Genomic DNA, 26,076 nt, shown 5'->3' with positions numbered 1-26,076 from the left:
ATTTCGCGTCGCCGATATCGTCCGCGCATATCAGCGATGCGTACCAGGTGAAGCGACCGCGAGAAGCGCATCAGAGCGCGCGCTGCATCCAGACCGAACTCACGTAGCGACCGTTCTTGATAGCGTACTCGGCAAACGTCCCGACTTCGGTAAACCCGGCTTTCCGATGCAGGCGTACTGAGGCTTCGTTTGGTAGGGCGATGCCAACGACAGCGCAATGCAGGTCCTCTCCCGAGATTTCTTTGAAGAGCTTTTCATACAACGCCGACCCCACGCCACGACCTCCCGCTTCGGGGTCAACGTAGATGCTCGTTTCGACCGTTTTTTGGAAGGCTGGGTGATTACGATATTGCTGACTTCCTGCGAACCCAAGCAATCGCCCCGATTCGGTAGCTACGAATAGCCGATGCGGGCCTGAGTTGCTGAATGAGCCTATCCACGCGCTCACCGCTTCCTTCTGCATCAACTCCTCGTCAAAGGTCGCATACGAATTGGAAATGTAATAGTTGCGAAGGCTGAGAAGTGAATCAAGGTCCGCTGTCTCTGCAGGCCGGATAATCATAGGCGTTCTATTCGAAGAAAGGTTACGAGGCCGTGACGCGCGTCGCCTGCTTTGGCTGGGACGCATATCGGCAAACGCCATCCGGAGAGTGAGGCAGGCTCAACGGCATCAAGCAACCACCCCGGAGAAAAACAAACAGGACTTCATCAGCTTGTATCAGTGGAGACGGTAAATATTCGTCGCGCAACTGCGCGGGAAATTGCGCGAGATGACTCATTGGCCGACCGCATTCTTCGCGCACGGGCCAACGCTCTATGGGGAAGCCCCTCTCGACGAACGCCTCCCTTATCAATCCGATTTCCTTTCACTTTTTAACTCGTTGCGATCTCTACGGTAATTTCCGGTTCGGACGGCGATGCAACGTCCACAACGTGATTCAGGCAATACGCAGCCAAATGCTTATAGGGTCTTTGCCGCGTCGACGGCACTGCCTTCGGTTGCCTCCAACAGAACAAGCCGCAATGTCCCATCGTCCATTTGACCGATGCCTTTGAGATAGAGATATCGGCAGTTCAGAAAAATATCGGTTAGTTTTGACATCGTGTTTGGCGTTCCCCCGCGAGAATCGGGGCGCTTGTTAGCGATCAATGCGATGGTATCGAGTGGCTGTTGTTGGCCGGGCGTTAGGCAGCACTAGCCTGGATAAGACGCAGGCCCCATCCCGTCTTTAACGTTCCGTCTTCGCGTTGCATGGGCGCAAACGCCGACAATAGTTCGCTCTTGAACTGTGCCCGCGCTGTTTCCGACATCCTGTCCGCATCATAGGTGTCCAGCATGTCCGACCATAACTGCTCTGGCGTAGGCGTCCAGTCAACTTCGATGTCTTCGAAGACGACATTAGCGAAGCCATGCTGGAGTAGTTCGCTCCAACCGGATTCGCTGCGTGTGCGTGCATCACCGAGTGGTAGGTGTGCCAGGTTTGCCTTCGCAATCGGTCTGAATATGTTTAAAAAGACTTCACCAACTGGCCCGGTCAGAAAGGCCCGCCCGACGACAGCCGAAAGACTACCGCCTTCACGCAATACCCGACGAATTTCACGGATCACTTGCTCTATGTCGTCCATCAACATCAAAGCCATGTGCGACAGAACGTAATCGATCGAGCCGGTATCAAGCGACAAGTCTTGTGCGCGCTCATTGATCAAGCGAACATCCTGCGGCAGCACTGTCCGGGCAGCGCTCAACTCGCCGTCGCTCATGTCGATGCCAATCAACTTCGTTGCTGAGTTGCCCCTGTCATTCAGAATTTGCAGCAGTGGTCCGTCGCCGCATGCCAGATCGAGTACTGTGCGCGGCATCCCATCATTTGGCACCCGCTTCGCCAGCGCATGATAGGAAGACGGGTATTCCGCATGCGCGGATCGCGCAGGGTGGTTGCCATAGGCTCGACGCGTTGCTCCTGCCCGGCGCCGATGAAAATCTTTTAAATAGATTTCTGTTTGAGATGTCATTCTTGCATTGCCCGATTGTTCAATTCCTGGTTCTACGCCTGGACTCTGGATCGTCCCTCTCGTGACGAGTTGTCAACGAAGCAGCCCACGATGTCGACCGTCCACTGTTAGCCGATGACTGCCCGATGCAATAGGCATGCGACACCCGAAACGCACCGGCCCGCGATCAGTAGCACGCGCCCAGGAGCGGTCCTTCACATTGGCCGACAACAGTCATCCGACCGGGTATCGAGGTTCTGTCGATGCGGTCTTTCGTCGTTCTGCCATCGCTCCAATCGGGTTACTGATTCTTAGATTGAATCGTAAGATTGAAGTGTTCCCGCGCTTTCCCGCTAGCGTCCAAGGGCAATGGATCAGAATTCCTGACCGCCTCAAGCACCGCCGTATCCCATGAGGGATTGCCGCTGGATCGAATGATAGTTGCCGACAGAAGTTTGCCGTCTGAGGCGCAATGGACGGCAACCGTAGTCCGCCAGCCGCTCCCCGCCCCATGCCATACGATCTGCGGGTTGATGCGTCGAGCGAGCTTCGCGATGTACGGCATCGATGCCGGTTCAGGGTGGAGGGCCGAGGCGTTGAACGGAACCGGGTAAGCCGGCGCAGCTGGCATCGGCGGCTTGTCGTCCAGTTCACGCACTGACTGAACGAAAGGTACGTTCAGCAGGCCGGGATTGACCTCGACGTCGTAGAGGTGAGGTTCCGGAACGGCGCGATAATGCACCTCGCCACATCTCAACGGTAACCTTCCCAGCGATAGACCTGGTACCAGATCCAGCATGGGATGCTCAGGGTACAGCCAGCAGCTCGTGTGTCGTCCATGCGTAACGCCGACGGTACCCTCAATATGCACATCCTCGGGTGCTCGGAGCCTTTCTCCCAGATAGGTATTCGCGATCATCACCACGCTCGACGCCAGAAAAAATGACGCCGTCACGGTCGAGATAACTGCCTTGGAAACAATGGCCCCTGCGACCAGGGACTGACGCAGATGCCAAGGCAGCAGAAAACCCGCCACAACAGTTGCCAATAGCCCGCCGAGGATCATCCCCCATATGGCCATATACACGGGTGCAAGCGACGGTGGAATCAGGCCAAAACAAAGACCGAACAACACAGCCGCTGCAAATGAATAAACCTGATACGGGCGAAGCAGGTGGGCGGGAGCATCGCTGTCATTCAGGGACTGTGCGCCCAACGCCTCAATTCGTGTCGCCGCTATGCCAACGTTGGAAGACAGCTGGGACTGCGACTTTTCGACGTGTGCATTGCCGACGGTGAGGGTCAATCGACTGTCCTGTAACTCCAGTCGCGTCCCCATGCTCAGCAATATATCTACGGCTTTCACGAATTCCATATCGCGCTTCAGTGAGTCGAGTGCGTGACCACTCAGCCCGAAAACAGAAATGTCATCGATGAACACTTCAGGGGGTGTAAGCCCGAATAATCGATTCAACCATAAACTCTGCCCCTGTGCGCTGGATCGAATAAAGCAGATACTTCCCCCCGACATTGCACTCAGCGCCCATCAAGGTCAGCTTTTTGACGCGTCGCACGGTCACAATGCGGGTGACATCAGCAGCGGAAGCTTGTCCGAAAGTCGGTTCAATCGGTTCGAATCTCATCAGGCGCCCCCTCCTTTATGTAGTTGTTCGTCTCCGCCCTATCCGCTTCGGCGTGTTTTCGCGAAGATTGTCGGCGAAATGCCAATCGTTGTCGATCGACCGCTATGGCTGAAGCCAGCCGACGGCGAACTTCCGTACTCGACCCACAACTGCCTGTCGCCGTTGCTCAATCAGTGTCTCATGCCGGTCGCAAAGCAGACGCTCAAAGCGTGTGTTCGACGGGACTCGTATCGGATTCCGACAGCATAGAATTACGCGCCCGTCCCATGCCTGGCCGGGTTGATATCACCTTGGTACTCAATCGAAGTTTTCAGAAATTACCGGATGCGTTAAAAGCTCTCGGCGTGACAGGTTCACTTGCGTAAGAACGCAGCGTCTTTTGCCACCAACCGACGTCTCGCCATGCACCGAGCTTGAATCCGACCTTTTCATAGACCCCGATATGCTTGAATCCAACTGCTTCGTGCAGCGCGATACTCGCGGCGTTGGGTAGCGCGATGCCCGCGAACGCCTGCGCGTAGCCGAGCTCCGTTAGCTCCGCCAGCAAGGCTTCGTACAGTCCGCGACCAACACCTTGCCCTCGACTGGCAGCGCGGACATAGACTGTCGTATCGACCGACCATTGGTAGGCTTGCCTCTCACGATGTGCGCCGGCATAGGCGTAACCATTCACCAGATCCGCATCATCGAGACTGACTAGCCACGGGAACCGTCGCAACGTCGCGATCAATCGTCGACGCATCTCGTCCGCTGTCGGTGGTTCAAGTTCGAAAGAGATGGCGGTGCCTGTGACTACTGGGGCGTAAATCGCTGAGATGGCCTCAGCATCGTCAGGCGTCGCGATGCGCAGTCGCATGAAAGCCCCCATGTTTGATGGGTAGAAAGGAACTGATTCTGTAGCGCCAATTATCGGACGTACATTCCGTGTCCTGTCCTGCCGAACCTCCGCGCAACGGAGGCGGCACGATGTCGCCCCGTAGCGCCCCACCCGTCAATTCAATAATACTTGAAATGTTAAAATGAATGACCTATTGTTCCGGGCATGGACTCAAACCTCGTTGTACGCGCCCTTAGCGCGCTCGCCCATGAATCGCGCCTCGCGATCTTCCGTGCCCTGGTTGTGGCCGGTCCAAACGGTATGGCCGCCGGTGAAATTGCACAGCAGTTGGAGCTTTCCCCTTCAAGCCTGTCGTTTCATCTGAAGGATCTGTCACATGCAGACCTGGTGAAGCCGCGACAGCATGGGCGTTTCATTATCTACACGGCGAATTTCGATGCCATGACTGGCCTGATCAGTTTCCTGACGGAGAACTGCTGCGCGGGAGCAACCTGTGCCGCGAGCGATTTCCCCAACTGCTGCGGAGACACACCATGAAGCGTATACATATCCATGTCGCTGTCGAAAATCTAAGCGACAGTATTCGGTTCTACAGCGCGATGTTCGGCAACGCCGAGCCCACCGTTCTAAAGACCGATTACTGCAAATGGGAGCTGAAGGACCCCGCGGTGAATTTCGCGATTTCGCAGCGTGGTGCAAAACCGGGTATTGACCACGTCGGGATTCAGGTCGAAACCGACGCGGAGTTGGCAGAGATGAATGCGCGATTCGCGACGGCGCAACTGCCAGTTGCGGCGCAAACCGGCACGACCTGCTGCTATGCCAGGTCGGACAAGGCGTGGACCATTGATCCGCAGGGCGTCGCCTGGGAAACGTTTCGAACACTCGAAGCCGCGCCGGTCTACGGTCACTCGCGCGAGCAAACACAATCGCATCCGCAATCGTCGGCAGCATGCTGCACGCCGGGCAATTGAACCGATCGTGACTTTCCGGAGCCGCCTGTGAGCGACAAACCTTACTCGATTCTCATTCTCTGCACGGGCAACAGTGCGCGCAGCATCATGGCCGAAGCGCTTTTCAACGTACTTGGGAAGGGCAAATTCCAGGCGTATAGCGCCGGCAGTCATCCATCCGGGACGGTGAACCCGTTCGCCATTGAGCGCTGTGAAGCGCTTGGTTACGACACAGCAGGGCTGCGCAGCAAGAGCTGGGACGAGTTTGCGACGCCTGACGCTCCGCACATGGATTTCGTCATCACGGTCTGCGACCAGGCTGCGGGTGAAGTCTGTCCAATCTGGCCTGGCCACCCGATGACAGCACATTGGGGTTTCGAGGACCCGGCGGCTTTCGAGGGTAGCGACGACGAGAAACGCAAGGTATTCAGCAAGGTCTATCGGCAGATCATGAACCGCGTGAGCCAGTTCGTGAATCTGCCTCTGCATGTGCTGGACCGTAATGCGATTCAGCGCGAAATGCGCGCGATCGGTGACAAACCCGCAGAGGAACCAAATGAGCAGCACTGATACAGCGATCGGCGCGGCACGGCCGGCGATCGGATTTTTCGAGCGTTATCTGACGGTCTGGGTTGCCCTCTGCATCGTGGGGGGCATCCTGGTCGGGCAGCTCCTGCCCCAGCTCTTCCAGGCGATCGGCCGGATGGAAGTGGCGCACGTCAATCTTCCGGTCGGTGTGCTGATCTGGGTGATGATCATTCCGATGCTGATCAAGATCGATTTCGGCGCGATGACCCAGGTCAGGAGCCAGTGGCGCGGCATCGGCGTTACGCTGTTCGTGAACTGGCTCGTCAAGCCCTTCTCGATGGCATTGCTGGGCTGGATCTTCATCCGTCATGTGTTTGCGTCATGGCTTCCCGCCGACCAGCTCGACAGCTATATTGCCGGCCTGATCCTGCTGGCCGCGGCCCCCTGTACGGCCATGGTGTTCGTGTGGTCACAACTCTGCAAAGGCGATCCGTATTTCACGCTCTCTCAGGTGGCGCTGAATGACTCCATCATGATCGTGGCATTCGCGCCCCTTGTAGCGCTCCTGCTCGGCCTGTCCGCGATTACGGTGCCGTGGGATACGTTGATCATTTCGGTTGGGTTATACATCGTCATTCCCGTCATCCTTGCCCAATTGCTGCGCCGGCACCTGCTGGCAAGAGGAGAAGCGCATTTCCGGCAGGCGGTTGCACATCTCGGCCCGTACTCGATCAGCGCGCTGCTCGCGACACTCGTCCTGCTGTTTGCTTTTCAGGGACAGGCAATCGTCAAGGAGCCGCTCGTTATCGCCATGCTCGCGGTGCCGATCCTGATACAGGTGTTCTTCAATTCCGGCCTCGCTTACCTGTTGAATCGCAGGCTCGGCGTTGCGCACTGCGTCGCTGGGCCGTCGAGTTTGATCGGTGCCAGCAATTTCTTTGAACTGGCGGTTGCAACGGCAATCAGTCTGTTCGGGTTCCATTCCGGTGCAGCCCTGGCCACAGTGGTTGGCGTGCTGATTGAAGTGCCGGTGATGCTCTTCGTCGTCGGCATTGTCAACCGTTCGCAGCACTGGTACGAAACGAAACACAGCACAGAAGGGCAGCAGATATGAGCGTCACGATTTATCACAACCCCGACTGCGGTACGTCGCGCAACACGCTGGCAATGATCCGCAATGCGGGGATCGAGCCGCAAATTGTCGAGTATCTGAGGACTCCGCCTGATCGGGAGACATTGAAGGAACTGATTACTCGAGCTGGCCTGGCGGTACGTGCCGCGTTACGTGAGAAGGGCACGCCCTACGCCGAGCTTGGTCTGAGCGATACGTCCCTGACCGATGCGCAGTTGCTTGATGCCATGATGGACCATCCGATCCTGATTAACCGCCCGCTAGTCGTGACACCGCTTGGCGTCCGCCTGTGCCGGCCGTCCGAAGTCGTGCTCGACATCCTGCCTGCCGGGCAGAAGGGCTCGTTCACGAAAGAGGACGGGGAGCAGGTTGTCGATAGCGAAGGGAGGAGACTTCTCTAATGAAGCAGGACACGCCTAACGTCAGTGCCCCGCATCTCGACACGCCTGACCTGAAGAAGCTCGAACCGCGTGCAGTTTCGCAGCACGCGCCCCGAATCCTGTTGCTCTACGGTTCGTTGCGTCCTACGTCGTACAGCCGATTTCTCACGCTCGAAGCCGAGCGCATCCTGCGCCATTTCGGCGCGGAAACGCGTGTCTTCGATCCGCACGGCCTGCCGCTTGTTGACAGCGTGCCGGCCGACCATCCGAAGGTGGTCGAACTACGGAAACTCTCGGAGTGGTCGGAAGGGCATGTCTGGTGCAGTCCTGAACGTCACGGAACCCTGACGGCAGTATTCAAGAACCAGATCGACTGGCTACCGCTGGAAAGCGGTGGCGTTCGCCCTACGCAAGGCCGCACGCTCGCGGTAATGCAGGTGTGCGGCGGATCGCAATCGTTCAACGCTGTGAACGCGCTGCGCATTCTCGGCCGGTGGATGCGTATGGTGACGATCCCGAATCAGTCTTCGGTAGCAAAAGCCTGGCAGGAGTTCGACGCAAACGGTCGTATGAAGCCCTCGGCGTATTACGATCGCGTCGTCGATGTGATGGAAGAGTTATACAAGTTCACGCTGCTGGTGCGTGACCGCTCGGACTACCTGACCAATCGCTACAGTGAACGGAAGGAAGCGCACCCGGAGCTTGCAACGACACTGGCGGCCGCCGCCATGAACCAGGAAGCGGTGACCGCCAATGCAGACACCGACGACAGCGAAACGGAGTGACGGACGCAACAGTGGTCGCGACACTATCGCAACGTGGGCGCTCGCAGTTGCGCAACTCGTTTCCTGGGGATCGATCTATTACGCGTTTTCACTCTTTGTCGTGCCCATGGAAGGAGCGATGGGATGGAGCCGGACGGCGACGAACGCAGCGCTCTCGGTCGGCCTGCTGATTTCAGGGTTGGCGGCTTATCCGGTCGGGAAGTGGATCGACCACGGCCATGGCCGGAGTGTCATGGTATGTGGGACCGTGTTGGCCGCAGCAATGCTGGCCCTGTGGTCGCAGGCACATAACCTCGTGACACTGTTCGTCGTCTGGATCGGCCTCGGCGTCGCGATGGCCGCGACGCTTTACGATCCTGTTTTCGCGGTGATAACACGGGACTTCCCAGGCAGCTTTCGCACAAAGATTACATTGGTCACGTTGGTGGCCGGCTTCGCCAGTACCGTCTTTATCCCTCTGACACAGGTTCTGGTCGACCTTCTCCAGTGGCGAGACGCGCTTCTCGCGCTTGCCGGATTCAATCTGGCAATCTGTCTACCCATACATGTTTTCGCAATCGGTCGCGATGCGTCTCGCGAAGACGATCGGGACTACAAGGCCGCGCTGAAGGCGATCAACGCAGCGGCAACCGGGCGCGCTTTACGGACGCCGACATTCTGGGCGCTTGCGGTCTGTTTCACGGCCTACTATGCGACATTTGCGGCGCTGACCTTCCACCTGGTCCCGCTTATGGCGGAGCGGCGAGTGTCGCCAGCCATGATCCTGATGACCATGGCGGTGATCGGTCCGGCTCAGGTGCTTGCGCGCGTGCTGTGGTTCACGGTCGGCCGCAATGTTCGTCCGTCGATTGTCGGCGTCGTAATTACAACAGCGTTTCCCGCATCGGTTGTTGTTCTTATGTGCGCAGGCACGTCGCCTGCGTTGCTGATCCTGTTCGCGGTCGTCTACGGTGGCGCAAACGGCATGATGACGATCCTGCGCGGGACGATTGTGCAGGACGTGATGTGGACGGAAGGCTATGGAGCCGTGAGCGGACTGCTATCGATGCCCTCGAACATTGCCAAGGGGATCGCACCGATTTCAGCCGCGGCGATCTGGACGGTCGGCAGCAATTATGTGCCTGTCGAATGGACCGTTCTGTTGGTGTCGCTGATTTCGGCTGCTGCGTTCATTCTCGCCATACGCTTCGCCTCCGGCAAAAATTTTGGCAAACATCAGGTCAGTCTCGAGTGAGCATACTGCCATGCAGATAAGAAACGCCAACGAAGCCGACCTCGGCACGATCCAAAACTTGTTAAACGCGAATGATCTGCCTGTTGAAGATCTCTCGACGGCACTCATCGAAGGATTCCTCGTTGCCGAAGACGCAAGCGGAACGATTGTCGGTAGCGGTGGCCTTGAGCAGATTGGTTCGAGTGTGCTATTACGATCGCTCGCCCTCAAGCAAGAATGGCGCGGGACAGGCGTCGCAAGGAGGCTGGTCGAACTGCTCGAAGACAACGCACGCTCACTCGGCCAACAGGAAGTCTGGCTGCTGACTACGACTGCTGAGCGCTTTTTTGAACGAGCTGGCTATGAGCGGGTAAGCCGCGATGACGTGCCCGGCGACGTGCGGTTGTGCAGGCAGTTCGCGACTCTGTGCCCGTCAACCGCCATGTGCATGCGAAAGAGGCTCTAACAGAAACATCCGTCGGCGGTGATCGAACGACCGGTATCAAGCTGATTTCTGCCGCCCGATCAAAATCGTCAACGGCTCTTGTTGGCCGAAACCGGGCCGACGGCGAGCGCACCAAAGCGACCCTGAACAGACTTCCACGTGCCGGGAAACGGATGCCCGTTTGCTAGAGGTACAGCGGCCGTAGGGCCGTCGATGTTGTCGGTGGTGCACGTCGCTCAAGGAAACTCACTGGTGAGTCGGCCGGTAAGTCGGATGCGGCTGGGGCGGCGGTTGAGATAACGGTACGCATACTTGTCTCGCGGCGACAGATGCCCGTGCAAAGATCGGCGTATCGATCGACCAAGATCAACATTTTCGTGCTTGCCGTCCGCCCGTTGGGGTGACTACGATTACACACCCAGCGGAGATCACAATGAGAACCACCTACAAAGCACTACAGGCACACGTGCGCGCGTCGCACGGGCGCGTCATGCAGTCGTGCTGGATTGCTCATCGAAAGGTAGTGAACGGACTGCCGGTGAATTCCCGGCGTACAGGCGAGCGGCGAAAACCCTGCCCGCCACAATGGGAAACCGTGATCGACCAAGCAATGAGGGAACTTGGATGGCTCTGACGGGCGTAAGTAATCAACCTCGGACGGTGCCCATCGCATGACGGACACGAAAACCATTCAAGTGGGTAATGCATCCGATTCGACGTATGTAGCCTTCGGCGACGACTGCCAGTTCAACGACATTTGCGGATACGTGCTGATCGGCCTGCGGCGCTCGCGTATCGGGGTAGTCACCCGGGAGCTAGATCGCATAAAGGACGGCTTCAAGATACCGCATAGCACGCCGCTTCATTGCCGCGTACTCTTTGGATTTCATCAACGGGAGAAGGCTGGGCTAGGGCATCTCACGCGGGAAGACGCGCAGAACACCGTGCTTCGCTGTTTGCTGTTGCTGAATAACTACGGCATGCACGTGAAGTTCGCTCACGCACGTCTTAGCGAGTTCTCCGCAAAACTGGGCGATACGCTAACGCTATCTGATCAACAACGGGCGAATCCAATAGACCTTGCGGTCCACCACGACCCCAAAGGGCTTATTAGCCTACTCTCGCAAACGTCCATGATTGTTCCCTGGGCTGATCGCAAGTTGTCGAGATTCAATGCTGTGGAAATCGTTGCCTCAGCGGATAAGACACAAGCAAAACTCTTTGGCAATGGCAGTAGGCAGGCGCACAACCTGCTGCAGGGCTTTTCCGACATCGGAGCCGCGCCAGGTTCAGTGTTTCAGTTTTCGCCACGAATCAGTACTACCGCTGAGGATCCACTGTTGCAACTTGCTGACGTAGTGGTTTATGCGTTGTGCCACCAGCTTGACGAAGAAAAAGGTCAGTCGTTTTGGCGCACGCAACTGCCTCCCATCAAAAATCTGCAACCTATCCCGTGGGGTTACCCGCCAATCGCGAATGGCTGATGTCGGAGCCGAAGCCGCCGCACAAACGGCCCGCCGATTGCGCTGGCGACCGTCCCTTCCTGGCCGAAGAGCGTCTCATGTGACTGGCATAACGTGCCCCACGACGAGTTCTAGGCTTTTCGGGAAGCGGGCATTCGTAACGCAAAATCGATTTTTTGAAGAGGTAAGATAACGCGCTTCTCAGTAGGTGCCCACACACGACTGAGACCAAGGTTTTTATACCGGATTACGCCGAAGCGTTGACACCAGATGTGTACATCACCGAGTTGAGGGAGCGCGAATAGGATGCTCGAAACGAACCGAACTGCCAGTTGCGCTTGTGGCCAACTCACAGCCACGACATCGGGTGCCCCGGTCGGCGTTTCCGTTTGCCATTGCCTCGATTGCCAACGCAGAACCGGTAGCGTGTTCGCTGCACAGGCTCGATTTCCCGCAGAGTCGGTGACCATTACCGGTACCTCAAACACGTTCGTTCGGGTTGGTGACGGCGGAAGCAAGAGCACGTTCCATTTCTGCCCCACATGCGGTTCCACGGTGTATTACACCAATGAGGAACGCGAAGACAGCATCATCATCACCGTCGGGGCATTCGCAGACCCGACGTTTCCTGCCCCGACCTTCTCCGTGTACGAAGAACGCATGCACTCCTGGGTTGAAATGCCCCCGGACATCGAGCACATGGATTAGCCAGCGACAGCAGTCGCATTAGCTACCCGAGTTGCATTGTCGACGATTCGGCCGCTCGCACCGACCGTCTCTTGTTGGCCGATGACTGCCCGATGCAATCGGCATGCGACACCCGAAACTCAAAGGTCGGCGATCGATAGCACGCGCCCCGGGCGGTCCTTCACGTTCGCCGACAACAGCCATCCGACCGGGTATCGAGGTTCTGTCGATGCGGTCTTTCGTCGTTCTGCCATCGCTCCAAACGGGTTACTGATTCGCCGACGGTGAGGGTCAATCGACTGTCCTGTAACTCCAGTCGCGTCCCCATGCTCAGCAATATATCTACGGCTTTCACGAATTCCATATCGCGCTTCAGTGAGTCGAGTGCGTGACCACTCAGCCCGAAAACAGAAATGTCATCCATGAACGATTCAGGGGGTGTAAGCCCGAATAATCGATTCAACCATAAACTCTGCCCCTGTGCGCTGGATCGAATAAAGCAGATACTTCCGCCGACATTGCACTCAGCGCCCATCAACGTCAGCTTTTGACGCGTCGCACGGTCACAACGCGGCTGACATCAGCAGCGGAAGCTTGTCCGAAAGTCGGTTCGATCGGTTCGAATCTCATCAGGTGCCCCCTTCTTCATGTAGTTGTTCGTCTCCGCCCTATCGGCTTCGGCGTGTTTTCGCGAAGACGATGATTTCCCACGCGTTGGCCGCAGCGGACAACAACCGCGCCGATGCTGCTCGCCAGTTGGACATTAGCCGCCAAACGCCCTATGCCAAGCTCTCGGCACTCGGGATCGAATGAAGTGTCAAGCAATCCGACGCGAGGTGTCGGGCCTCTCGACACTTGCGTCGCTGGGTTGTCCGCAGGGCCCTCCCCTTCAGGGCTTGAGTAACATGGCATAGCGCTTGCAAATGTCTCCGTGTCATTCAACGGAGAGCATCATGTCCTCAAAACAGTTCATCCGCGGGTGCCGCCAGCGTGAGCCTGTGAGCCGTACTAATTCGGCTTCCAAAATTGCGCGGGGTGCTGCCCTATCGCTTTGCCTCGTCACAATCGCTTGCGTCGCGCAAACCCCTCCCGCTCCGGGGCCTGGTCTACCAGTCCCTCCGCCGGTTGCTGGCGGGCCGGGCGGCGCGGCGCCAACCATGCCCTCGCCGCCCCCACCGCCTGCACCCGCTCCCATAGCGGCGCAGCAGCAGTCTGCCGTCGCAACCGGAACGGTAAGCCGCTTCGTGATCAACCCGGAAGGCGACGTCGACGGATTTCTTCTGGCCGATGGTTCGCTCGTCCACTTCCCGCCACATATGGGCTCGCAGCTGGTGAGCGTCATACATCAAGGGGACGCGGTCCGGATCGCGGGCTTTCGGGACGGTGCGGGCAACATCACTGCGCAGCAAATCGCAAATGAACGAACGTCACAGCAGGTCGTCGACCAGCCGCCGCCAGTCGATGCACTGCGTGCTCCACCAGCATTGCGCGGCGCAGGACTGGTCAGGCTAAGTGCCAAAGGCACCGTTGCACGCGTCACGACCGCGCCACGGGGAGAGCCCGACGGCGTGATGCTCCGTGATGGAACGATCATCAAGATGCCGCCACCGGTCGCACAGCAGTTTGCGAATCTCCTGCGACCAGACGTCGTCGTCGCCGCCACCGGATACGGAACGCGCAACCAATACGGCGAGGCGCTGCAAGCGATAGCCTTCGGGACCCCGGGCAATGTCACGCAGTTGTACAACGACATTCCCAACTGATTTTCATTTTTATCGGAGTTACACCATGCATTGGATTGACCCGGAATGCCTGCAGGAGACGCGCGGCACCGTCACCCAGTTCCTTTTGAATCCACACGGAGAACTGGACGGATTCATCCTCGGTAACGACAGACAGGTGCATTTCCCACCACATCTGTCCAGACAGGTCGCAAAACTGATTGGCATTGGCGACAAGGTGCGCGTGCGCGGTGTGAAGCCCCGCGAGGCCGACGTCGTGGCTGCCGTTCAGTTGACGTCTGGCACGGGCGTCACGATTGTCGACGAAGGACCGCATCACGACGGTGAGAAACATGAGAAGCCCCACGTTGAGAAGCGCCCAATGGAGGCGATGGGCGAAATCAAGCTCTCGTTATATGGACCAAAAGGTGAACTTCGCGGCGCGCTGCTGACCGACGGAACGGCAATTCGTATGCCCCCCGCACGCCGCTGCAGAGCTGGCCAGCTACCTCGCACCCGGCGTCCATATCCAGGTCTGGGGGCACGGGGTAAAGAACCGGTACGGCAAAACCATCGAGGTCGATGACATCGCCGAACTGGTCGACGCTGACAGTCTTTCGGCGTCGACGGAATAGTGCCCCCGAACCCGACCTGATACCGAAGAGTTCATCGAAGGAGAAACGCGAGATGGCACAAGAGAAAAACGCACAACAGGCATCGAAGATTTCAACACGCGGCGGGCCGCTTGTGTGGATGCATATTGGGGACCTGCATCTGACCAATGCCGGACTGCCCAACCATCTCGCTCTACGCGACATTGTCCTGCAGGACAACGCGCATCTCGCGGGGCGGATAGACTTTGTCGTGCTACCCGGCGACAACACCGACGACGGAACAGCCCGGCAATACGAAATTCTACGCAGCGAACTGGACCAGCTCGAGCTCCCAATTCACATCATCCCGGGCGACCACGACTTCAAGTCGGGCAACCTGCATGCATTTCACGACGTGCTTGGTGCAGAGCATGTCCCGAAGGTAATCACGGTGGGAGGCTACCGCTGCATCTTCCTGGACTACGTTTCGGCCGGTACAGGCGGCCCCGACTTCAGACTGGGGGAGTCACAACTCGCCTGGCTCCGGGCGGTGCTACAAAGTGCTGCGGCAGAAGGCAGAGAGTTGGTGGTCTTCGCGCATGCGTATCCGGCAGACCTCGCCGACTCTGTGGAAGCCAACGCTTTCCACGGGATGCTGCAGGAGTTTCGCGTCGCGGTGGTTGATATGGGACACACACACTACAACGAACTCGCGAACGACGGCAGGACCATCTACGCATCGACACGCTCAACCGGCCAGATAGAGGAAGGACCGGTCGGCTTCTCACTCCTCGCGGTGGATGAAGGCGTAGTGAGCTGGCGCTTCAAACCCCTGGATGAGCCATGGCCTGTCGCGATGATTACCTCGCCAGCCGACAGGCGACTGATCACCCGACCTCATTTACCCAATCACGTGCCCTCAGGTCAAACCACGGTCAGGACAAAGGCATGGAGCGCACGAGGTGTCACGCGGGTCGACTGCAGGATTGACGACAGTGACTGGCAACCGATGAATTTCGTCGCGTCGAAAGAAATCTGGACGCTGGATTGCAAAATCCCCGAGGGAACATTCAAGGTTACCGTTCGCGCAACCGACCAGGCCGGCTCCACAGGGTTCGACCGCATCGAAGCCACGACGACATTCGACGAAACGGATGAACCACGGGCCGATGGCAGTGACCGCGATGCGATTGGTGCGTGGGAAGAAAAGCACATCCTGGGTACCCAGCTCGGACCGAATCGTAACGGGAGAAAGTGGTGAGCAAGGCCGCCCGCTCCACACTCCACGCGCTGGATGCAACCAACTTCTTCATGGCTGACGTGCAGGCCGGAATCGGTCCATTCGTCGGAGTCTTTCTGCAAGCGCGGGGTTGGGGTCCTGGCGTGATCGGCGCCGTGATGACGGTGGGCGGCATCGCCGGGATGCTGGCGACGACGCCCGCAGGTGCGATCGTCGACGCAACCCGATACAAGCGCGCGGTGGTGGTCATTGCCTGCGTGATGACGATGTTTGCCTCTGCATTGCTATGGGTCTCGAATTCGTGGCCGGTCGTCGCGCTGTCGCAGGTCGCAACCGCGGTGACAGGAGCGGCCATCGGGCCGGCCCTGGCGGGCATCTGTCTTGGCCTCGTCCATCGTGCCGGATTCGATCGCCAGTTCAGCCGCAACCAGGTTGCAAACCACGCGGGCAACGTAATTGCCGCCGCGTTGTCGGGCTGGCTGGGCTGGCGCTTCGGTTATGGAGCGGTCTTTTTACTCAGCATCGCGTTCGCGCTACTCTCGCTCGCGTCAGTCCTTGCGATCCCGGCCCACTCTATTGACCACGACGCGGCGCGCGGGCTCGTCCACCGTGACAAAACGCACGATCCCGATACAGCGGAGCGCTGGAAGATGCTCCTGCGGCACCGGCCACTGCTTGCGCTCGCGGTGTCGTTGGGACTGTTCCACCTGGGGAACGCCGCGATGCTGCCGCTATACGGCCTCGCCCTCGTTGCCGGCCATCGGGCCAATGGCAGTGTTGCAACGGCCGAGACAATCGTCATTGCCCAGTCGGTGATGGTTGTGGCGGCGCTTGCGGCGAATCGTCTGTTCCGGTGGCGCGGCTACTGGTGGGTCATGCTGCTGTCGTTCCTGGCTTTGCCATTGCGCGGGCTGATCGCCGCCCATGTGGTCAGCCTATGGGGCATCTGGCCGGTCCAGATGCTTGACGGGATCGGTGCCGGTTTACAAAGTGTCGCCGTGCCAGCACTCGTTGTCCGCCTCTTGCAGGGAACGGGACGCGTCAACGTAGGACAGGGACTCGTCATGACTGTTCAGGGTGTCGGGGCAGGCCTGAGTCCGGCGCTTGGCGGATATCTTGCGCACGCATTCGGTTACCCAGCAGCGTTTCTGGCACTTGGCGGTATCGCAGTGGGATCGGTCGCGGTCTGGGTGTTGTTCGGCGCCGAAGTGCGGCAGGCCTGCAAAGACGGCGACGCAGAAGTTGCGCCAGAACCTTCCCAGCCTGCCGCGGCGACCTGACTCACTCAATCCGGGAGATTCATGAATTCAATCTGGGCATCATGGGGTATTGCCGCCGCAGCCACATTCGGCGTCATAGCACGTCCGTTCCGCTGGCCTGAGGCTATCTGGGCCGTGGCCGGCGCGGCATTGCTCATCATTCTTGGTCTTCTTCCCCTTGATCTCGCCTGGCAGGCCGTCGGCAAGGGGGCAGACGTCTACCTCTTTCTGATTGGCATGATGCTGCTTTCAGAGGTGGCGCGGCGCGAAGGCCTCTTTGACTGGGTGGCCGTGCAGGCTGTGAACCACGCGCGTGGATCGCCGAAGCGGCTGTTCGTCCTGGTCTACGGCGTCGGTATTGTCACAACCACGTTCCTGTCGAATGACGCGACCGCAGTTGTGCTCACTCCCGCCGTATTCGCCGCGGCGCGTGCGGCAAAAACCAGGCCGTTACCGCTGTTGCTGGTGTGTTCGTTCATCGCGAATGCCGCGAGCTTTGTACTGCCAATCTCGAATCCTGCCAACCTTGTACTGTACGGCAATCACGTGCCGCCGCTCGGGCCATGGTTCGCCCGGTTCGCGTTGCCTTCGGTGCTTTCGGTCATCGTCACGTTCGCCATGTTGCGCGTAACGCAGCGTCGCGCGCTCGACGGGACGTGCGAGTCTGAGCTTGAGCCGGTGCCGCTCACTACGGGCGGACGTATTTCTCTTGCCGGTATTGCGACGACGGCCCTCGCCCTGATGACCGTCTCCGCCCTGGATATGCAACTCGGCCTGCCGACCGCGCTGCTCGGCGTGCTGACAACCCTTGCGGTGATGCTAACGGAGCGTCGTTCACCGTGGCCGGTCGTCAAGGAAATCTCATGGGATGTACTGCCGCTTGTTGCCGGGCTATTCGTCCTGGTCGCAATGCTTGAGCACACCGGCGTGATCGAGATGCTGGCGCGCACCCTTGCGGCGGCCACACGCTCCGGGGAAACGGCAGCCGGGTTAATTGCGGGTGCCGCGCTGGCAGTCGCATGCAATCTGGTGAACAACCTGCCAGCGGGCCTGGTCGCAAGTTCCACACTGATGCAGGCGCACAGCCCAGAACGCATCGTTGATGCACTGCTCATCGGCGTGGACCTCGGTCCGAACCTGTCAGTCACGGGGTCGCTTGCGACCATACTCTGGCTGAACGCGATACGCCGTGAAGGAGAGAACGTGGGATTTCTGGATTTTCTGAAGGTGGGAGGCGTCGTGATGTTTCCCGCGCTCGCCTGTGCGCTCGCGGCGCGCATCTTTTTCGGTTGAAACTGGAGGTCGACCATGCTCAACGGCATCTGGCTGTACCCGTTCATCGTTATCGCCGGCATCCTGCAGGCGGCCGGTGCGCCCATCAACGGCCAGCTCAAAGGTTCGCTCGTCAATCCGTGGCTCGCATCGAGCGTCTCATTTCTGCTGGTGACCTTTCTGGCGATAGCGCTGTTCTGCATTCAGCCGCATCCATTACCGACTCTGGCCGATCTGCGCAACATGAAATGGTGGGCGCCGTTGGGCGGCATCGTTGGCGCGGTTGCCGTATTCGCCGGGCTGACCCTTGTGCAAAAGGTAGGGGTGGGCACGCTGAACGGGCTGACTATATGCGCGAACCTGGTGGCCTCTGTCGCGATTGACCACTTCGGGCTGATCGGTGTGCCGGAACATGCGCTGAGCTGGCCGAGGCTGGCGGGTGCGCTACTGATGGTCGCCGGTGTTGCGTTGGTCATGCGCTTTTAATGCGGGTAGCGCCGCGGAACTGCCACGTTGGAAACGATGCATGCGCGCGGTCGACTGGCGCAGCGTGCCGGTCCTTGCGCTGGTCGTAGTCGCAACGGCCACCGGCTATTGCTCGCGCAACGCGATCTGATTGAGCACACGTATGAGGTCATCTCGACGCTCGAAGCGATCCTGCAGCAGGTCACCGACGCGGAAACAGGGCCCTAAACTCACGGGCCGGTGATAGACAGCACGCGACCCATTTGGGACCGTCGCGCCTTCCGAAAGCGGTCACTCACGAGGGCGTTTCGACTATGAACATCCGCGCTTGCTGGGCTTCCCGACGTTCGACTTTGATCGGCGCATACCTCTCGGAATTGTAGAAAGCTAGCGCTTGGGCGAGAGTCGGAAACTCGAACACGCCGGCCATCGGCAACGGCACCTCATCCCCCTCTAGAACCTGCGCAACAGGACCAAAATGTAGAATCTTCCCGCCCGCCTCTTTTAGCGCCGCCTGAAAGCGTGGAGCGAGCGCGGCCTGCTTGGTGGAGTCGATGACGCGTAGATTGACGTGCACGAATGCTGGCATTGTGCCTCCCTTCAATAACGTATACGCATGATTATGTATGCGACGGTGAACTTCTTTTCGTGGGCGCAGTGTCTCACAGTCGCCTCGACGCTCGCGTGATACATGCGGCATGGACCGACCCGAAAGGAACGCTCCACAAACTCAAAAGCGGTCATTGGCCCGGACTTCCGCAATTGCTCGTGCGTGCCTCGGCCGTATAGTCAGCCATGCGCGAGCCTCGGCGCTCCGATTGAAAGTTAGTCAGCCGATCTCTCGTACAGTGAATCGATATAGTCGCCATGCTCGGGTGTTGGCGCGATACCTACCCGGACGAAACCAAGCGACTCATAGTAGGCACATAGCTTCGTGTTTCTCGCATCGCACCCAAGCCGAACAAAACGTCGGTCCAAGGCGCTCACCAAATCAGCGCACCAATCGATTACAAATCTGCCAAGTCCACGACCGTTAAAACCCTTTCTCACAGAAAGTCCGTGCACATAGCCCGCGATAGGTTCTTGGCGCCCCCAGTACAGTTCATCGTCCCAATCCAGAGAGAACGTCCCCACGGGTACACCGTCTTGCTCGACAACATACACCTGTCTTCGCGAGATACTGTTTAGTACCCACCCTTCGGAAAATCCGTCTCCTTCCCTGCCCCACGCATAATCACCATGAGCTACCTTCTTTGCGTGCGCATCGTTCCGGATCTGTGTAAGTACCGGTACATCCTCCGCGGTTGCTCTGCGAATGCTTCTCGAGGTCATAGCTCTTATCTCCGTTGAGCTGTCTTCGTGAATTTCCAAACCGGTCTATATAAGCCGCTTCAGGAAGAAGACCACGCGCTCGGTTTCATCGAAGCCAAGGGCGCGGTGCACCGCTTGCCCGTCGATATTGTCGACCGGTGTATCGGATGCGAATTCTGTGCAAGCGTGTGCCAAGCCCCATTGACCAACAGCGGCACACAATGCCTTCGCAATACCTTGCCGACGCGCGACCGGAACGACATAAATACCTTCGAGGAACAGCACCGGCGACGCTTTACAACCGTTTACGTAGTCGTGACGCACCGTGGCTTCGGCGAAACCAACTGGGTCACCTTCGCAAGAAAACGCCATGAACGTCGCGAAACGATCCCCGTCGGCAAGCAGTCGTTCAGCTTCGCGGATATGGTCGTCATCGCTCACATGTTGCCAAAGCACGCGACGCAACGAACACCATGCCGCAGCGTCTTGCGGTATAGCAGCCCGGACAATGAAGGAAGCTGAAAGCATATTCTGAGGGTCGTCAATGAACGTGAAAGGCTTGACGGGCCTAAATACCCTGGACTCTCAACGATTCAGGCGATCGTGTCGAACAACCGAAACTGGCTGCTGGACACGTGTGGCTCGGTCCGACGCGCAAGAGACCTTCGCGATTTCCAGTATTGGTCGCCGCGCTAAATGAGTTCAGCGATACGAACGATGATAAATGCCGCTGGAACGAGCACCGCCTGCGCACACAGTGTCCCGAGAACGCGTGCGCCCGCGAGAGTTGTAATTGCCCGCCGGAAGCTGTTTTCCGAAATCCGGCCTTCGATTACGTCGTCCGTCATCACTGAGACTTGCGGATCGATGACGACTGCCAATACCACGGTCGCAAAGCCATTGATAACTGATGATAGATTCGCGCATGTAACCCGCAAATCGGGCTTCAAGTATCCAGCATAAAGCGATGCGAAAACGCCGACCGTCCAGATCGCCATCGCGATAACGTTCAGTCCTATAACTTTCCAGGAAACGCCTGCGCCAGTTGCCAGTTGGGTGACGTTGTGCCGGGACGGAAGCCTTGCTCCAAGCCGAATGTAGCTGACGCCCCCGCGGCTGAAGATATGGAGCAGCAGGCGAGGGATCGAGCGGTTTGCTTGAAAGTGATCGACAGCGCGGCTGAAATAACGCTGGAACGTGGGAATTAGAAACGCACCGACAGTGCTTGCCACCGTGGCGGTCAGCAGGAAAAGCCGAAAGTCGCCGAGCAGACCGTGCTCCATGTGATGAGCAATGTCTAGCTCAACCCGCTTCGCTATGAATGGTCCTTGAAAGGAATTTGCCGTCCGGGAAACCAGGGCGATGATCCCGAATAGAGAAAATGACACGGCGATACGGCGCGTGCGAACACCAGCGATCCGTACCGCATACGCAAGCGTCGCGATCACATGGATTACGAATGTAAGCCCGCATATAACCAGAAGCTGGGTGTCCATGTTGTCGCCGCGAGGTTGGCAATAACCAAAGTCTACCGGAGTGCACTGCCGGCCCGATTGTCGACGAATCAGGTTACGAGGTCGAACGTCGCAAAGTGGCCGGACATGAACCTTCGCGTTCTCATGTCCGGCAGCCCGCTGGAACCGCCGGTCTGCGGCCGCATATCGCCGAAAACCCGTGGCATCGGATGCCGCACTGACCAGTTACGGCAACCATCGATCGCGGCGATCACGGCTTGCGTCCCTAGCGACGTCGGGCTCGGACCGGTGTTGTTGTGCCGGTACCACCGTATGCGTGATACCGCACATCGCGCGAGCGCTTTCAGGTTAAATATTTCTGGAGGAATTCCACATCGCAACTGGCCAGAAAGATTTCGGTAGTTTCTCTATCGCTTACGATGGCTAGCGCGAGCCAGAGGCTCTCCAGTTCTCGCAAAGAGCGACCAACACGATGAAAGGATCTCTTTTCGACAAATGCTGCGTGCTTCGTGGCCACCGAAAGGCAGCGAGAATTGCACTATTGGTGGTCCTGTCACCCTTGTTTGGGACTACGGCGGCTGGCGAGCAATCGACGATTCAGCCGGTTTCGCAGGCCGATACGCCTGTCTTTCGGGTGGGCGATACATGGGCCATTGGGCCAACCCGGGGGGACCCGAGCTCGCAGCACCCGCCGCGTCAGACAGTAATCGAGGTGACGCCTGAGCAGACCCGGATAGCGGTGCAAACGACCAGCGGAAACCCATACGAAATCGACCTGAATAGCGCGGGCGCCGTGACTGTATCTGGTCCGACGCAGTATCGCCCTGGGCGCGGTTATGTGCACTTCCCGCTCTCAGTAGGGGCAAGCTGGGACGAGAACTATACCGCCACGGCAACCGGGCGGGAGACAAGCTGGGTTGCGCATCACGTTACAGTGGATGGGGTGGAGATTGTGCACGTGGTTGCCGGCAACTTTTTTGCTTTCAGACTCGTGGCACGCGGCGAGGTTGATCGCGTCGTAAAAGGTGCATACCACCGCGGGAGCACATTCACGGAAACCTACTGGTATGCGCCATCCGTAAAACGCGTCATCAAGCACGAGAGCACGAATTATTACTACGGCGCGAGCGCGGATGACCTTAACTGGGAACTCTACAACTACAGTCTTGTGGATCCGCTTAAACCCGCGGCGGCGGCGGCAAAGGCTCCATAACTGCGCCAACGCTGATCGCCGGGACTTTTGGGCCGCTGTAGCAGGTGAGACGCGCGTGGCGTGTGTTCCCGCTGTTTGTCGACGCTTTGCGCACCTGTCCCGACCGACCGCATATGGCCGAACCCGGTCCGACGCAGACGTCGGGGGATCCCTGCCGGCAGGGCGTCAATTCATGCGAATAGCATGCGCGCTTCAACCTTGCGCGGCTGCGATCGGCAGCACGCGACCCAGAACGGGGAATTAATGTCAGGAAGTCGACGCGCTAGATGGATTACCTTCCTGGCTTCGCGATAAATGCGAGCTTCTCATGTCCGTCAAATCCCGCTGACTCATAAAACTGCACCGTTGCTTTATCCTTTCTTCCCGTCAGCAACATGACCTTATAGCAGCCGGCCGACCAACTCCATGTCAACGCCTCTCGAAGCACTGCTTTGCCGTAGCCCTTCCCGCGATGAGCGATGTGAGTGACAACGTTCTCCAGGACACCGTAAGGCCTGCAACCACGTGTGAGATTTGGTATGACAGTCAGGGCACAGCTAGAAACCAGCTCACCACCAACATATCCACCGAACAGTGTGTGACGAGGGTTTGCCATAAGCTCATTCCAGACTGAGCGAATAGCCGGTTCATCCGGGAGCGCTTCGTCGGCTGAATGCAGGTGGCGATAGAGAAGGAGTAGTTGTTCAAGATCGGTCGGGGAAACGCTGCGTACTTGCAATTAAAGACCCTCCTTCTTTCCAGAAGAGACTTTCCTTCATGCTGGACCGAGTGATAGATAGTCCGATACTGCCGGACCTCTGTCGATGAAGACCGACACGACGCCGCGCTGCTTTCCAAACGATGACCGTAGCGGGGGCGGTCCAGATAGCTGAGATTCGGCCGTGTGGCCTGGATTGTCACCGATTCATGCGTGGTTGTCGAAGGTCCATTCATGGCCGGTCACCGTCCCATGCAAACCGCATGGTTACCCGGTTCTTTCGTTGAGCTTATTCGACGGCGCGCGACCCACCAGAGACCTTCAACTCAACACAAAGCGGACGCTCGGCAGTCGCGGACCCGCGACGTCACCTAAGGTGGCCGTCAACCAATATCACGGCCAGCCGTAGGTTGAGTAGGTGACTCCATCACGAATGCGGCTTATGGCTTGGCGAACATAAGGGATCGTATTGTTTGGCAGATTCGATTTATCTTTCCATGCCAGCAAGTCATGTTTATCGGTCTCGATCAGTACGGGTTCACCTCCCGGCTTGCATGTCGCGAAGAAGAAACCGAGCCATTCAGTCCCGTCAGGATTGCGAACGTGAATGGTGTGGGCAAGGCGGAACGATGCCGATGAAACGATCAGGCCAGTCTCCTCCGCGAGTTCCCGAGCGGCAGCTACTTCCAGTCGCTCTTTGCCGTCCAGCGCACCTGCCGGAAGGCTGAAATCGCGGTCGTGCCACCCGGTATTCGAGCGGCGCAGCATTAACACGGTGTTATCGAATTCGACGTAAGCAAAAACGCTAGCACTAAGTGCGAACCTTTCACGACTACCCATATGATTCGTTCCTCACGAAATTTCCCCTCCGAACAAGCTCGACGAGGAAGGCGAGATTCTAATATCTCTCGGACTGTGGAATAGAGCGGACCACTGCTGGCTTGGGCAGTATTACCGTGAGTGCCGCTTTCAGGTGCATACGTCGGGCGCTACCCTTTGGCCGGCAGGTGACAAGCGTATCGCGTTAATCAACGCGGAGCGGCCTGACGCTAGTAACCAGCTAGCGACGGCGGCCCCTCAGATGGCTGGGGTAAACTGTCGGCGGTATTTCACAAACCCACGCTTGAGGTCGGCACGGAACCCGACATGCTCAAAGAATCGGTGTGCGTCGGCGCGGGAGGCCGAACTAAGCAGCATCATCTTCGAACAATTCCGCGATAAGCAATACTGCTCAACCTCACGTAGTAGAGCCTGCCCGATTCCATTTCCGCGACATCGATGATCGACGACGAGATTTTCAATCACGGCAAAAGGCTGGCCCGCATACATCACGTCGGCGCAAAGAGAGACCAGCACGGTAGCGCAGACATCGCCGTCAATCTCGCAGACGAACAACCGAGTGCGCGCGTCTTCCGCGATCATTTGAATCTGCGACTCGGTGACATTCACGTTCACGTCGTCAACCAACTGGCAATACAACGACTGGAGGGCCGTAGCGTCTGTGCGATCCGCCAGGCGGACGATCGGGAGGTAACTCATGATGTAACGTGAACATGTCGGAAATGAGCGCCGATTCTAGATTATCCGAGCCGCCGAGTGGCGGTCTTGTCCCGGTCATCTGATTGTCGACGATCCAGGAGGCGGCTCCGACCGGCGGCTCTTGGCCGAAGCTCGCCGCCCCACGCTATATCTTTCCCATCTCGTCGCGGGTCAATTGTTGGGGTATTCGGTAGATGACGGACATATATTTGGCTGTCTCACGCCGCTCCACGATGACACCGCCGAGAGATTCGGCGATGCGGCGGCTGGGGCTGTTTTCTTCGGCTACCGGGTAGGCGAAGCTCTCAATGCCAAGTGCCAGGCTTGCCCACCTCGCCACTAGTCCCACAGCCTCGCGGCCAAAGCCTTGCTTATGGCAATCCTCCCGAATCCAAATACCCAATTCCGGGATTGTGTTCCGAACACGATGGAGTCCGACCAGCCCCAAGAAGCTCCCGTCACGCCGTTGGCGGATTGCAAATACGAAGTCCGTCCCATCGGCGATCGTCGGCAACCAACCCTGCCAGATGCGATCAAAATCCTCCCTGCTAGCGGGTGGATCCCATGACATGAAACGGGTAAGTGAAGGTGTAATGCAGCGAAACGCGGCATCGGCATCATCAGCGGAGAATGGCCGAATTGAAAGCCGCTCTGATTCAATGTGGATTTCGTCCAGGTCTATCGCCACTTTCGTCCCCATTTGCTTGTAGGTGCCGTCGGATTGTCGACGAACTGCGCCGTGTTGTCGAACGGCCGCTCGTGGCCCCACTCGGAATGCCGCCCCGAACGCAGCTAGGCGCCTCTAGTTTCGGCGGCTGCGGCGTCACGTATGTCTGGTGCCTATATAGTGCTACCAAGACTGAGGGCAACAAGCAGGAAAATAACGACGGGAAGAATCAGTAGCAAGCTTAAGAGGCCAATCACCAACACGCGCAGCTTAATTCGCACCGAACGTACGGCCAATAGAGACGTCAGCGCTAAGGCAATGAGAATTAGGAGCCCTACAGCGAGCTGTCTTTGCCAAGAGTCCACAGGGCCGGTCCGTAAGAATTATGTTGAGCATTTGTTCGCGACTGGCCGTGGGGTGCTACGCGCCAAACGGCACCTGCTGCCGGCCGCACGACCTGCTTCGCGGGTCATGCGGTTTCGATTCTCGACGATCTTCCACCTGCCGTCGACTGTCCATTTCTGGCCGAACCTGCCCGACGACGACGGACAGCGGCCGACCCAGC

Annotated in this window: 31 protein-coding genes and 1 pseudogene; 19 read left to right on the top strand and 13 right to left on the bottom strand. The window is 58.2% G+C overall.

What is annotated here, in order from left to right; genetic code table 11:
* Window positions 1-70 precede the first annotated feature (70 nt).
* From BUS06_RS29785 to BUS06_RS29765, 5 genes are all read right to left on the bottom strand, one after another.
* Window positions 71-562, bottom strand: coding sequence for a GNAT family N-acetyltransferase (locus BUS06_RS29785; protein ID WP_074267941.1), 492 nt, complete (start codon window positions 560-562; stop codon window positions 71-73).
* Between the two features lie 623 nt (window positions 563-1,185).
* Entirely contained in the window at window positions 1,186-2,013 is an 828-nt protein-coding gene (locus BUS06_RS29780; protein ID WP_074267940.1) for a class I SAM-dependent methyltransferase, read from the bottom strand.
* A gap of 280 nt (window positions 2,014-2,293) precedes the next feature.
* Window positions 2,294-3,367 carry an energy transducer TonB gene (locus BUS06_RS29775; protein WP_167379447.1) on the bottom strand — a complete coding sequence of 358 codons (1,074 nt, stop codon included), beginning with the start codon at window positions 3,365-3,367 and terminating at the stop codon, window positions 2,294-2,296.
* A 67-nt stretch (window positions 3,368-3,434) separates the two neighbouring features.
* Window positions 3,435-3,635, bottom strand: a complete 201-nt coding sequence (locus BUS06_RS37970; RefSeq protein ID WP_074267938.1) for a hypothetical protein — start codon at window positions 3,633-3,635, stop codon at window positions 3,435-3,437.
* Window positions 3,636-3,945: 310 nt separating this feature from the next.
* The gene (locus BUS06_RS29765; RefSeq protein ID WP_174567551.1) at window positions 3,946-4,491 is read right to left on the bottom strand and encodes an arsinothricin resistance N-acetyltransferase ArsN1 family B; all 546 of its coding nucleotides are present in this window, start codon (window positions 4,489-4,491) and stop codon (window positions 3,946-3,948) included.
* Between the two features lie 186 nt (window positions 4,492-4,677).
* Between BUS06_RS29765 and BUS06_RS29760 the strand changes: the two genes are divergently transcribed.
* The 18 genes and pseudogenes from BUS06_RS29760 to BUS06_RS29670 all read left to right on the top strand — a co-directional run bounded on the left by BUS06_RS29760 (window position 4,678) and on the right by BUS06_RS29670 (window position 18,837).
* Window positions 4,678-5,010 (top strand): ArsR/SmtB family transcription factor, encoded by a 333-nt coding sequence (locus BUS06_RS29760; RefSeq protein ID WP_074267936.1) that lies wholly within the window; start codon window positions 4,678-4,680, stop codon window positions 5,008-5,010.
* Complete coding sequence (locus tag BUS06_RS29755; RefSeq protein WP_074267935.1) at window positions 5,007-5,447, top strand: ArsI/CadI family heavy metal resistance metalloenzyme; 441 nt, start codon at window positions 5,007-5,009, stop codon at window positions 5,445-5,447. The genes BUS06_RS29760 and BUS06_RS29755 overlap by 4 nt, the downstream gene beginning before the upstream one ends.
* Window positions 5,448-5,474: 27 nt before the next feature.
* Window positions 5,475-5,996, top strand: coding sequence for an arsenate reductase ArsC (locus BUS06_RS29750; RefSeq protein WP_074267934.1), 522 nt, complete (start codon window positions 5,475-5,477; stop codon window positions 5,994-5,996).
* Window positions 5,983-7,068 (top strand): ACR3 family arsenite efflux transporter, encoded by a 1,086-nt coding sequence (gene arsB / locus BUS06_RS29745; RefSeq protein ID WP_074267933.1) that lies wholly within the window; start codon window positions 5,983-5,985, stop codon window positions 7,066-7,068. Before BUS06_RS29750 ends, arsB begins: the two co-directional genes overlap by 14 nt.
* A complete protein-coding gene (gene arsC / locus BUS06_RS29740; RefSeq protein ID WP_074267932.1) occupies window positions 7,065-7,487 on the top strand; it encodes an arsenate reductase (glutaredoxin) in 423 nt (140 codons plus the stop codon). The genes arsB and arsC overlap by 4 nt, the downstream gene beginning before the upstream one ends.
* Entirely contained in the window at window positions 7,487-8,251 is a 765-nt protein-coding gene (arsH, locus tag BUS06_RS29735; protein ID WP_074267931.1) for an arsenical resistance protein ArsH, read from the top strand. The genes arsC and arsH overlap by 1 nt, the downstream gene beginning before the upstream one ends.
* Window positions 8,220-9,485, top strand: a complete 1,266-nt coding sequence (locus tag BUS06_RS29730; RefSeq protein ID WP_074267930.1) for an MFS transporter — start codon at window positions 8,220-8,222, stop codon at window positions 9,483-9,485. The genes arsH and BUS06_RS29730 overlap by 32 nt, the downstream gene beginning before the upstream one ends.
* A gap of 10 nt (window positions 9,486-9,495) precedes the next feature.
* Complete coding sequence (gene arsN2, locus BUS06_RS29725; protein ID WP_074267929.1) at window positions 9,496-9,930, top strand: arsenic resistance N-acetyltransferase ArsN2; 435 nt, start codon at window positions 9,496-9,498, stop codon at window positions 9,928-9,930.
* 650 nt (window positions 9,931-10,580) lie between these two features.
* The gene (locus BUS06_RS29715) at window positions 10,581-11,393 is read left to right on the top strand and encodes a hypothetical protein (protein WP_074267927.1); all 813 of its coding nucleotides are present in this window, start codon (window positions 10,581-10,583) and stop codon (window positions 11,391-11,393) included.
* 285 nt (window positions 11,394-11,678) lie between these two features.
* The gene (locus BUS06_RS29710) at window positions 11,679-12,080 is read left to right on the top strand and encodes a GFA family protein (protein ID WP_074267926.1); all 402 of its coding nucleotides are present in this window, start codon (window positions 11,679-11,681) and stop codon (window positions 12,078-12,080) included.
* A gap of 678 nt (window positions 12,081-12,758) precedes the next feature.
* Window positions 12,759-12,872 carry a helix-turn-helix domain-containing protein gene (locus BUS06_RS38610; protein WP_083611671.1) on the top strand — a complete coding sequence of 38 codons (114 nt, stop codon included), beginning with the start codon at window positions 12,759-12,761 and terminating at the stop codon, window positions 12,870-12,872.
* A 431-nt stretch (window positions 12,873-13,303) separates the two neighbouring features.
* Complete coding sequence (locus tag BUS06_RS29700; RefSeq protein WP_254368993.1) at window positions 13,304-13,822, top strand: hypothetical protein; 519 nt, start codon at window positions 13,304-13,306, stop codon at window positions 13,820-13,822.
* Between the two features lie 25 nt (window positions 13,823-13,847).
* Window positions 13,848-14,415: pseudogene (locus BUS06_RS29695) on the top strand (hypothetical protein).
* 52 nt (window positions 14,416-14,467) lie between these two features.
* On the top strand, window positions 14,468-15,634 hold the full coding sequence (locus BUS06_RS29690; RefSeq protein WP_074267924.1) for a metallophosphoesterase family protein: 1,167 nt from the start codon (window positions 14,468-14,470) through the stop codon (window positions 15,632-15,634).
* On the top strand, window positions 15,631-16,893 hold the full coding sequence (locus BUS06_RS29685) for an MFS transporter (protein WP_302050874.1): 1,263 nt from the start codon (window positions 15,631-15,633) through the stop codon (window positions 16,891-16,893). Before BUS06_RS29690 ends, BUS06_RS29685 begins: the two co-directional genes overlap by 4 nt.
* Before the next feature lie 21 nt (window positions 16,894-16,914).
* Entirely contained in the window at window positions 16,915-18,165 is a 1,251-nt protein-coding gene (locus BUS06_RS29680) for an arsenic transporter (RefSeq protein ID WP_074267922.1), read from the top strand.
* Window positions 18,166-18,180: 15 nt separating this feature from the next.
* A complete protein-coding gene (locus tag BUS06_RS29675; protein WP_074267921.1) occupies window positions 18,181-18,630 on the top strand; it encodes a DMT family transporter in 450 nt (149 codons plus the stop codon).
* Window positions 18,631-18,657: 27 nt separating this feature from the next.
* The gene (locus tag BUS06_RS29670) at window positions 18,658-18,837 is read left to right on the top strand and encodes a hypothetical protein (RefSeq protein WP_074267920.1); all 180 of its coding nucleotides are present in this window, start codon (window positions 18,658-18,660) and stop codon (window positions 18,835-18,837) included.
* Window positions 18,838-18,904: 67 nt separating this feature from the next.
* Here BUS06_RS29670 and BUS06_RS29665 read toward each other — a convergent pair whose 3' ends face one another.
* The 4 genes from BUS06_RS29665 to BUS06_RS29650 form a co-directional block, all read right to left on the bottom strand.
* Complete coding sequence (locus tag BUS06_RS29665; protein WP_074267283.1) at window positions 18,905-19,198, bottom strand: DUF1330 domain-containing protein; 294 nt, start codon at window positions 19,196-19,198, stop codon at window positions 18,905-18,907.
* A 236-nt stretch (window positions 19,199-19,434) separates the two neighbouring features.
* Entirely contained in the window at window positions 19,435-19,941 is a 507-nt protein-coding gene (locus BUS06_RS29660; protein WP_074267284.1) for a GNAT family N-acetyltransferase, read from the bottom strand.
* 45 nt (window positions 19,942-19,986) lie between these two features.
* Entirely contained in the window at window positions 19,987-20,448 is a 462-nt protein-coding gene (aac(6'), locus tag BUS06_RS29655) for an aminoglycoside 6'-N-acetyltransferase (protein WP_074267285.1), read from the bottom strand.
* A 164-nt stretch (window positions 20,449-20,612) separates the two neighbouring features.
* Window positions 20,613-21,416: a lipid II flippase Amj family protein gene (locus tag BUS06_RS29650; protein WP_074267286.1), complete on the bottom strand. Its 804-nt coding sequence runs from the start codon at window positions 21,414-21,416 to the stop codon at window positions 20,613-20,615.
* Window positions 21,417-22,134: 718 nt separating this feature from the next.
* Between BUS06_RS29650 and BUS06_RS29645 the strand changes: the two genes are divergently transcribed.
* Complete coding sequence (locus BUS06_RS29645; protein WP_143787677.1) at window positions 22,135-22,608, top strand: hypothetical protein; 474 nt, start codon at window positions 22,135-22,137, stop codon at window positions 22,606-22,608.
* Window positions 22,609-22,879: 271 nt separating this feature from the next.
* Here the strand turns inward: BUS06_RS29645 and BUS06_RS29640 are convergent, their stop codons facing one another.
* The 4 genes from BUS06_RS29640 to BUS06_RS29625 all read right to left on the bottom strand — a co-directional run bounded on the left by BUS06_RS29640 (window position 22,880) and on the right by BUS06_RS29625 (window position 25,526).
* Window positions 22,880-23,326: a GNAT family N-acetyltransferase gene (locus BUS06_RS29640; protein ID WP_074267918.1), complete on the bottom strand. Its 447-nt coding sequence runs from the start codon at window positions 23,324-23,326 to the stop codon at window positions 22,880-22,882.
* 372 nt (window positions 23,327-23,698) lie between these two features.
* Window positions 23,699-24,145, bottom strand: a complete 447-nt coding sequence (locus tag BUS06_RS29635; RefSeq protein WP_074267917.1) for an NUDIX domain-containing protein — start codon at window positions 24,143-24,145, stop codon at window positions 23,699-23,701.
* A gap of 237 nt (window positions 24,146-24,382) precedes the next feature.
* On the bottom strand, window positions 24,383-24,844 hold the full coding sequence (locus BUS06_RS29630; protein WP_074267916.1) for a GNAT family N-acetyltransferase: 462 nt from the start codon (window positions 24,842-24,844) through the stop codon (window positions 24,383-24,385).
* Between the two features lie 145 nt (window positions 24,845-24,989).
* Window positions 24,990-25,526: a GNAT family N-acetyltransferase gene (locus BUS06_RS29625; protein WP_438803569.1), complete on the bottom strand. Its 537-nt coding sequence runs from the start codon at window positions 25,524-25,526 to the stop codon at window positions 24,990-24,992.
* Window positions 25,527-26,076 lie beyond the last annotated feature (550 nt).

The sequence above is a fragment of the Paraburkholderia phenazinium genome (assembly GCF_900141745.1).
Lineage (GTDB): Bacteria > Pseudomonadota > Gammaproteobacteria > Burkholderiales > Burkholderiaceae > Paraburkholderia > Paraburkholderia phenazinium_B.
Note: the sequence above shows the minus strand (reverse complement) of the source record. Positions and strands in the feature narration are given on the sequence as shown.

Bases quoted from the DNA above. Each gene is read 5' to 3' on its own strand.
- BUS06_RS29690 (WP_074267924.1), top strand. From the start codon at position 14,468: ATGGCACAAGAGAAAAACGCACAACAGGCATCGAAGATTTCAACACGC.
- BUS06_RS29760 (WP_074267936.1), top strand. From the start codon at position 4,678: ATGGACTCAAACCTCGTTGTACGCGCCCTTAGCGCGCTCGCCCATGAA.
- BUS06_RS29755 (WP_074267935.1), top strand. From the start codon at position 5,007: ATGAAGCGTATACATATCCATGTCGCTGTCGAAAATCTAAGCGACAGT.
- BUS06_RS29710 (WP_074267926.1), top strand. From the start codon at position 11,679: ATGCTCGAAACGAACCGAACTGCCAGTTGCGCTTGTGGCCAACTCACA.
- arsC (WP_074267932.1), top strand. From the start codon at position 7,065: ATGAGCGTCACGATTTATCACAACCCCGACTGCGGTACGTCGCGCAAC.
- BUS06_RS29765 (WP_174567551.1), bottom strand. From the start codon at position 4,491: ATGCGACTGCGCATCGCGACGCCTGACGATGCTGAGGCCATCTCAGCG.
- BUS06_RS29660 (WP_074267284.1), bottom strand. From the start codon at position 19,941: ATGACCTCGAGAAGCATTCGCAGAGCAACCGCGGAGGATGTACCGGTA.
- BUS06_RS29635 (WP_074267917.1), bottom strand. From the start codon at position 24,145: ATGGGTAGTCGTGAAAGGTTCGCACTTAGTGCTAGCGTTTTTGCTTAC.
- BUS06_RS29630 (WP_074267916.1), bottom strand. From the start codon at position 24,844: ATGAGTTACCTCCCGATCGTCCGCCTGGCGGATCGCACAGACGCTACG.
- BUS06_RS29785 (WP_074267941.1), bottom strand. From the start codon at position 562: ATGATTATCCGGCCTGCAGAGACAGCGGACCTTGATTCACTTCTCAGC.
- arsB (WP_074267933.1), top strand. From the start codon at position 5,983: ATGAGCAGCACTGATACAGCGATCGGCGCGGCACGGCCGGCGATCGGA.
- BUS06_RS29680 (WP_074267922.1), top strand. From the start codon at position 16,915: ATGAATTCAATCTGGGCATCATGGGGTATTGCCGCCGCAGCCACATTC.
- arsN2 (WP_074267929.1), top strand. From the start codon at position 9,496: ATGCAGATAAGAAACGCCAACGAAGCCGACCTCGGCACGATCCAAAAC.
- arsH (WP_074267931.1), top strand. From the start codon at position 7,487: ATGAAGCAGGACACGCCTAACGTCAGTGCCCCGCATCTCGACACGCCT.
- BUS06_RS29780 (WP_074267940.1), bottom strand. From the start codon at position 2,013: ATGACATCTCAAACAGAAATCTATTTAAAAGATTTTCATCGGCGCCGG.
- BUS06_RS29650 (WP_074267286.1), bottom strand. From the start codon at position 21,416: ATGGACACCCAGCTTCTGGTTATATGCGGGCTTACATTCGTAATCCAT.
- BUS06_RS29665 (WP_074267283.1), bottom strand. From the start codon at position 19,198: ATGCCAGCATTCGTGCACGTCAATCTACGCGTCATCGACTCCACCAAG.
- BUS06_RS29775 (WP_167379447.1), bottom strand. From the start codon at position 3,367: ATGGAATTCGTGAAAGCCGTAGATATATTGCTGAGCATGGGGACGCGA.
- BUS06_RS37970 (WP_074267938.1), bottom strand. From the start codon at position 3,635: ATGAGATTCGAACCGATTGAACCGACTTTCGGACAAGCTTCCGCTGCT.
- BUS06_RS38610 (WP_083611671.1), top strand. From the start codon at position 12,759: ATGATTTCCCACGCGTTGGCCGCAGCGGACAACAACCGCGCCGATGCT.
- BUS06_RS29730 (WP_074267930.1), top strand. From the start codon at position 8,220: ATGCAGACACCGACGACAGCGAAACGGAGTGACGGACGCAACAGTGGT.
- BUS06_RS29675 (WP_074267921.1), top strand. From the start codon at position 18,181: ATGCTCAACGGCATCTGGCTGTACCCGTTCATCGTTATCGCCGGCATC.
- BUS06_RS29715 (WP_074267927.1), top strand. From the start codon at position 10,581: ATGACGGACACGAAAACCATTCAAGTGGGTAATGCATCCGATTCGACG.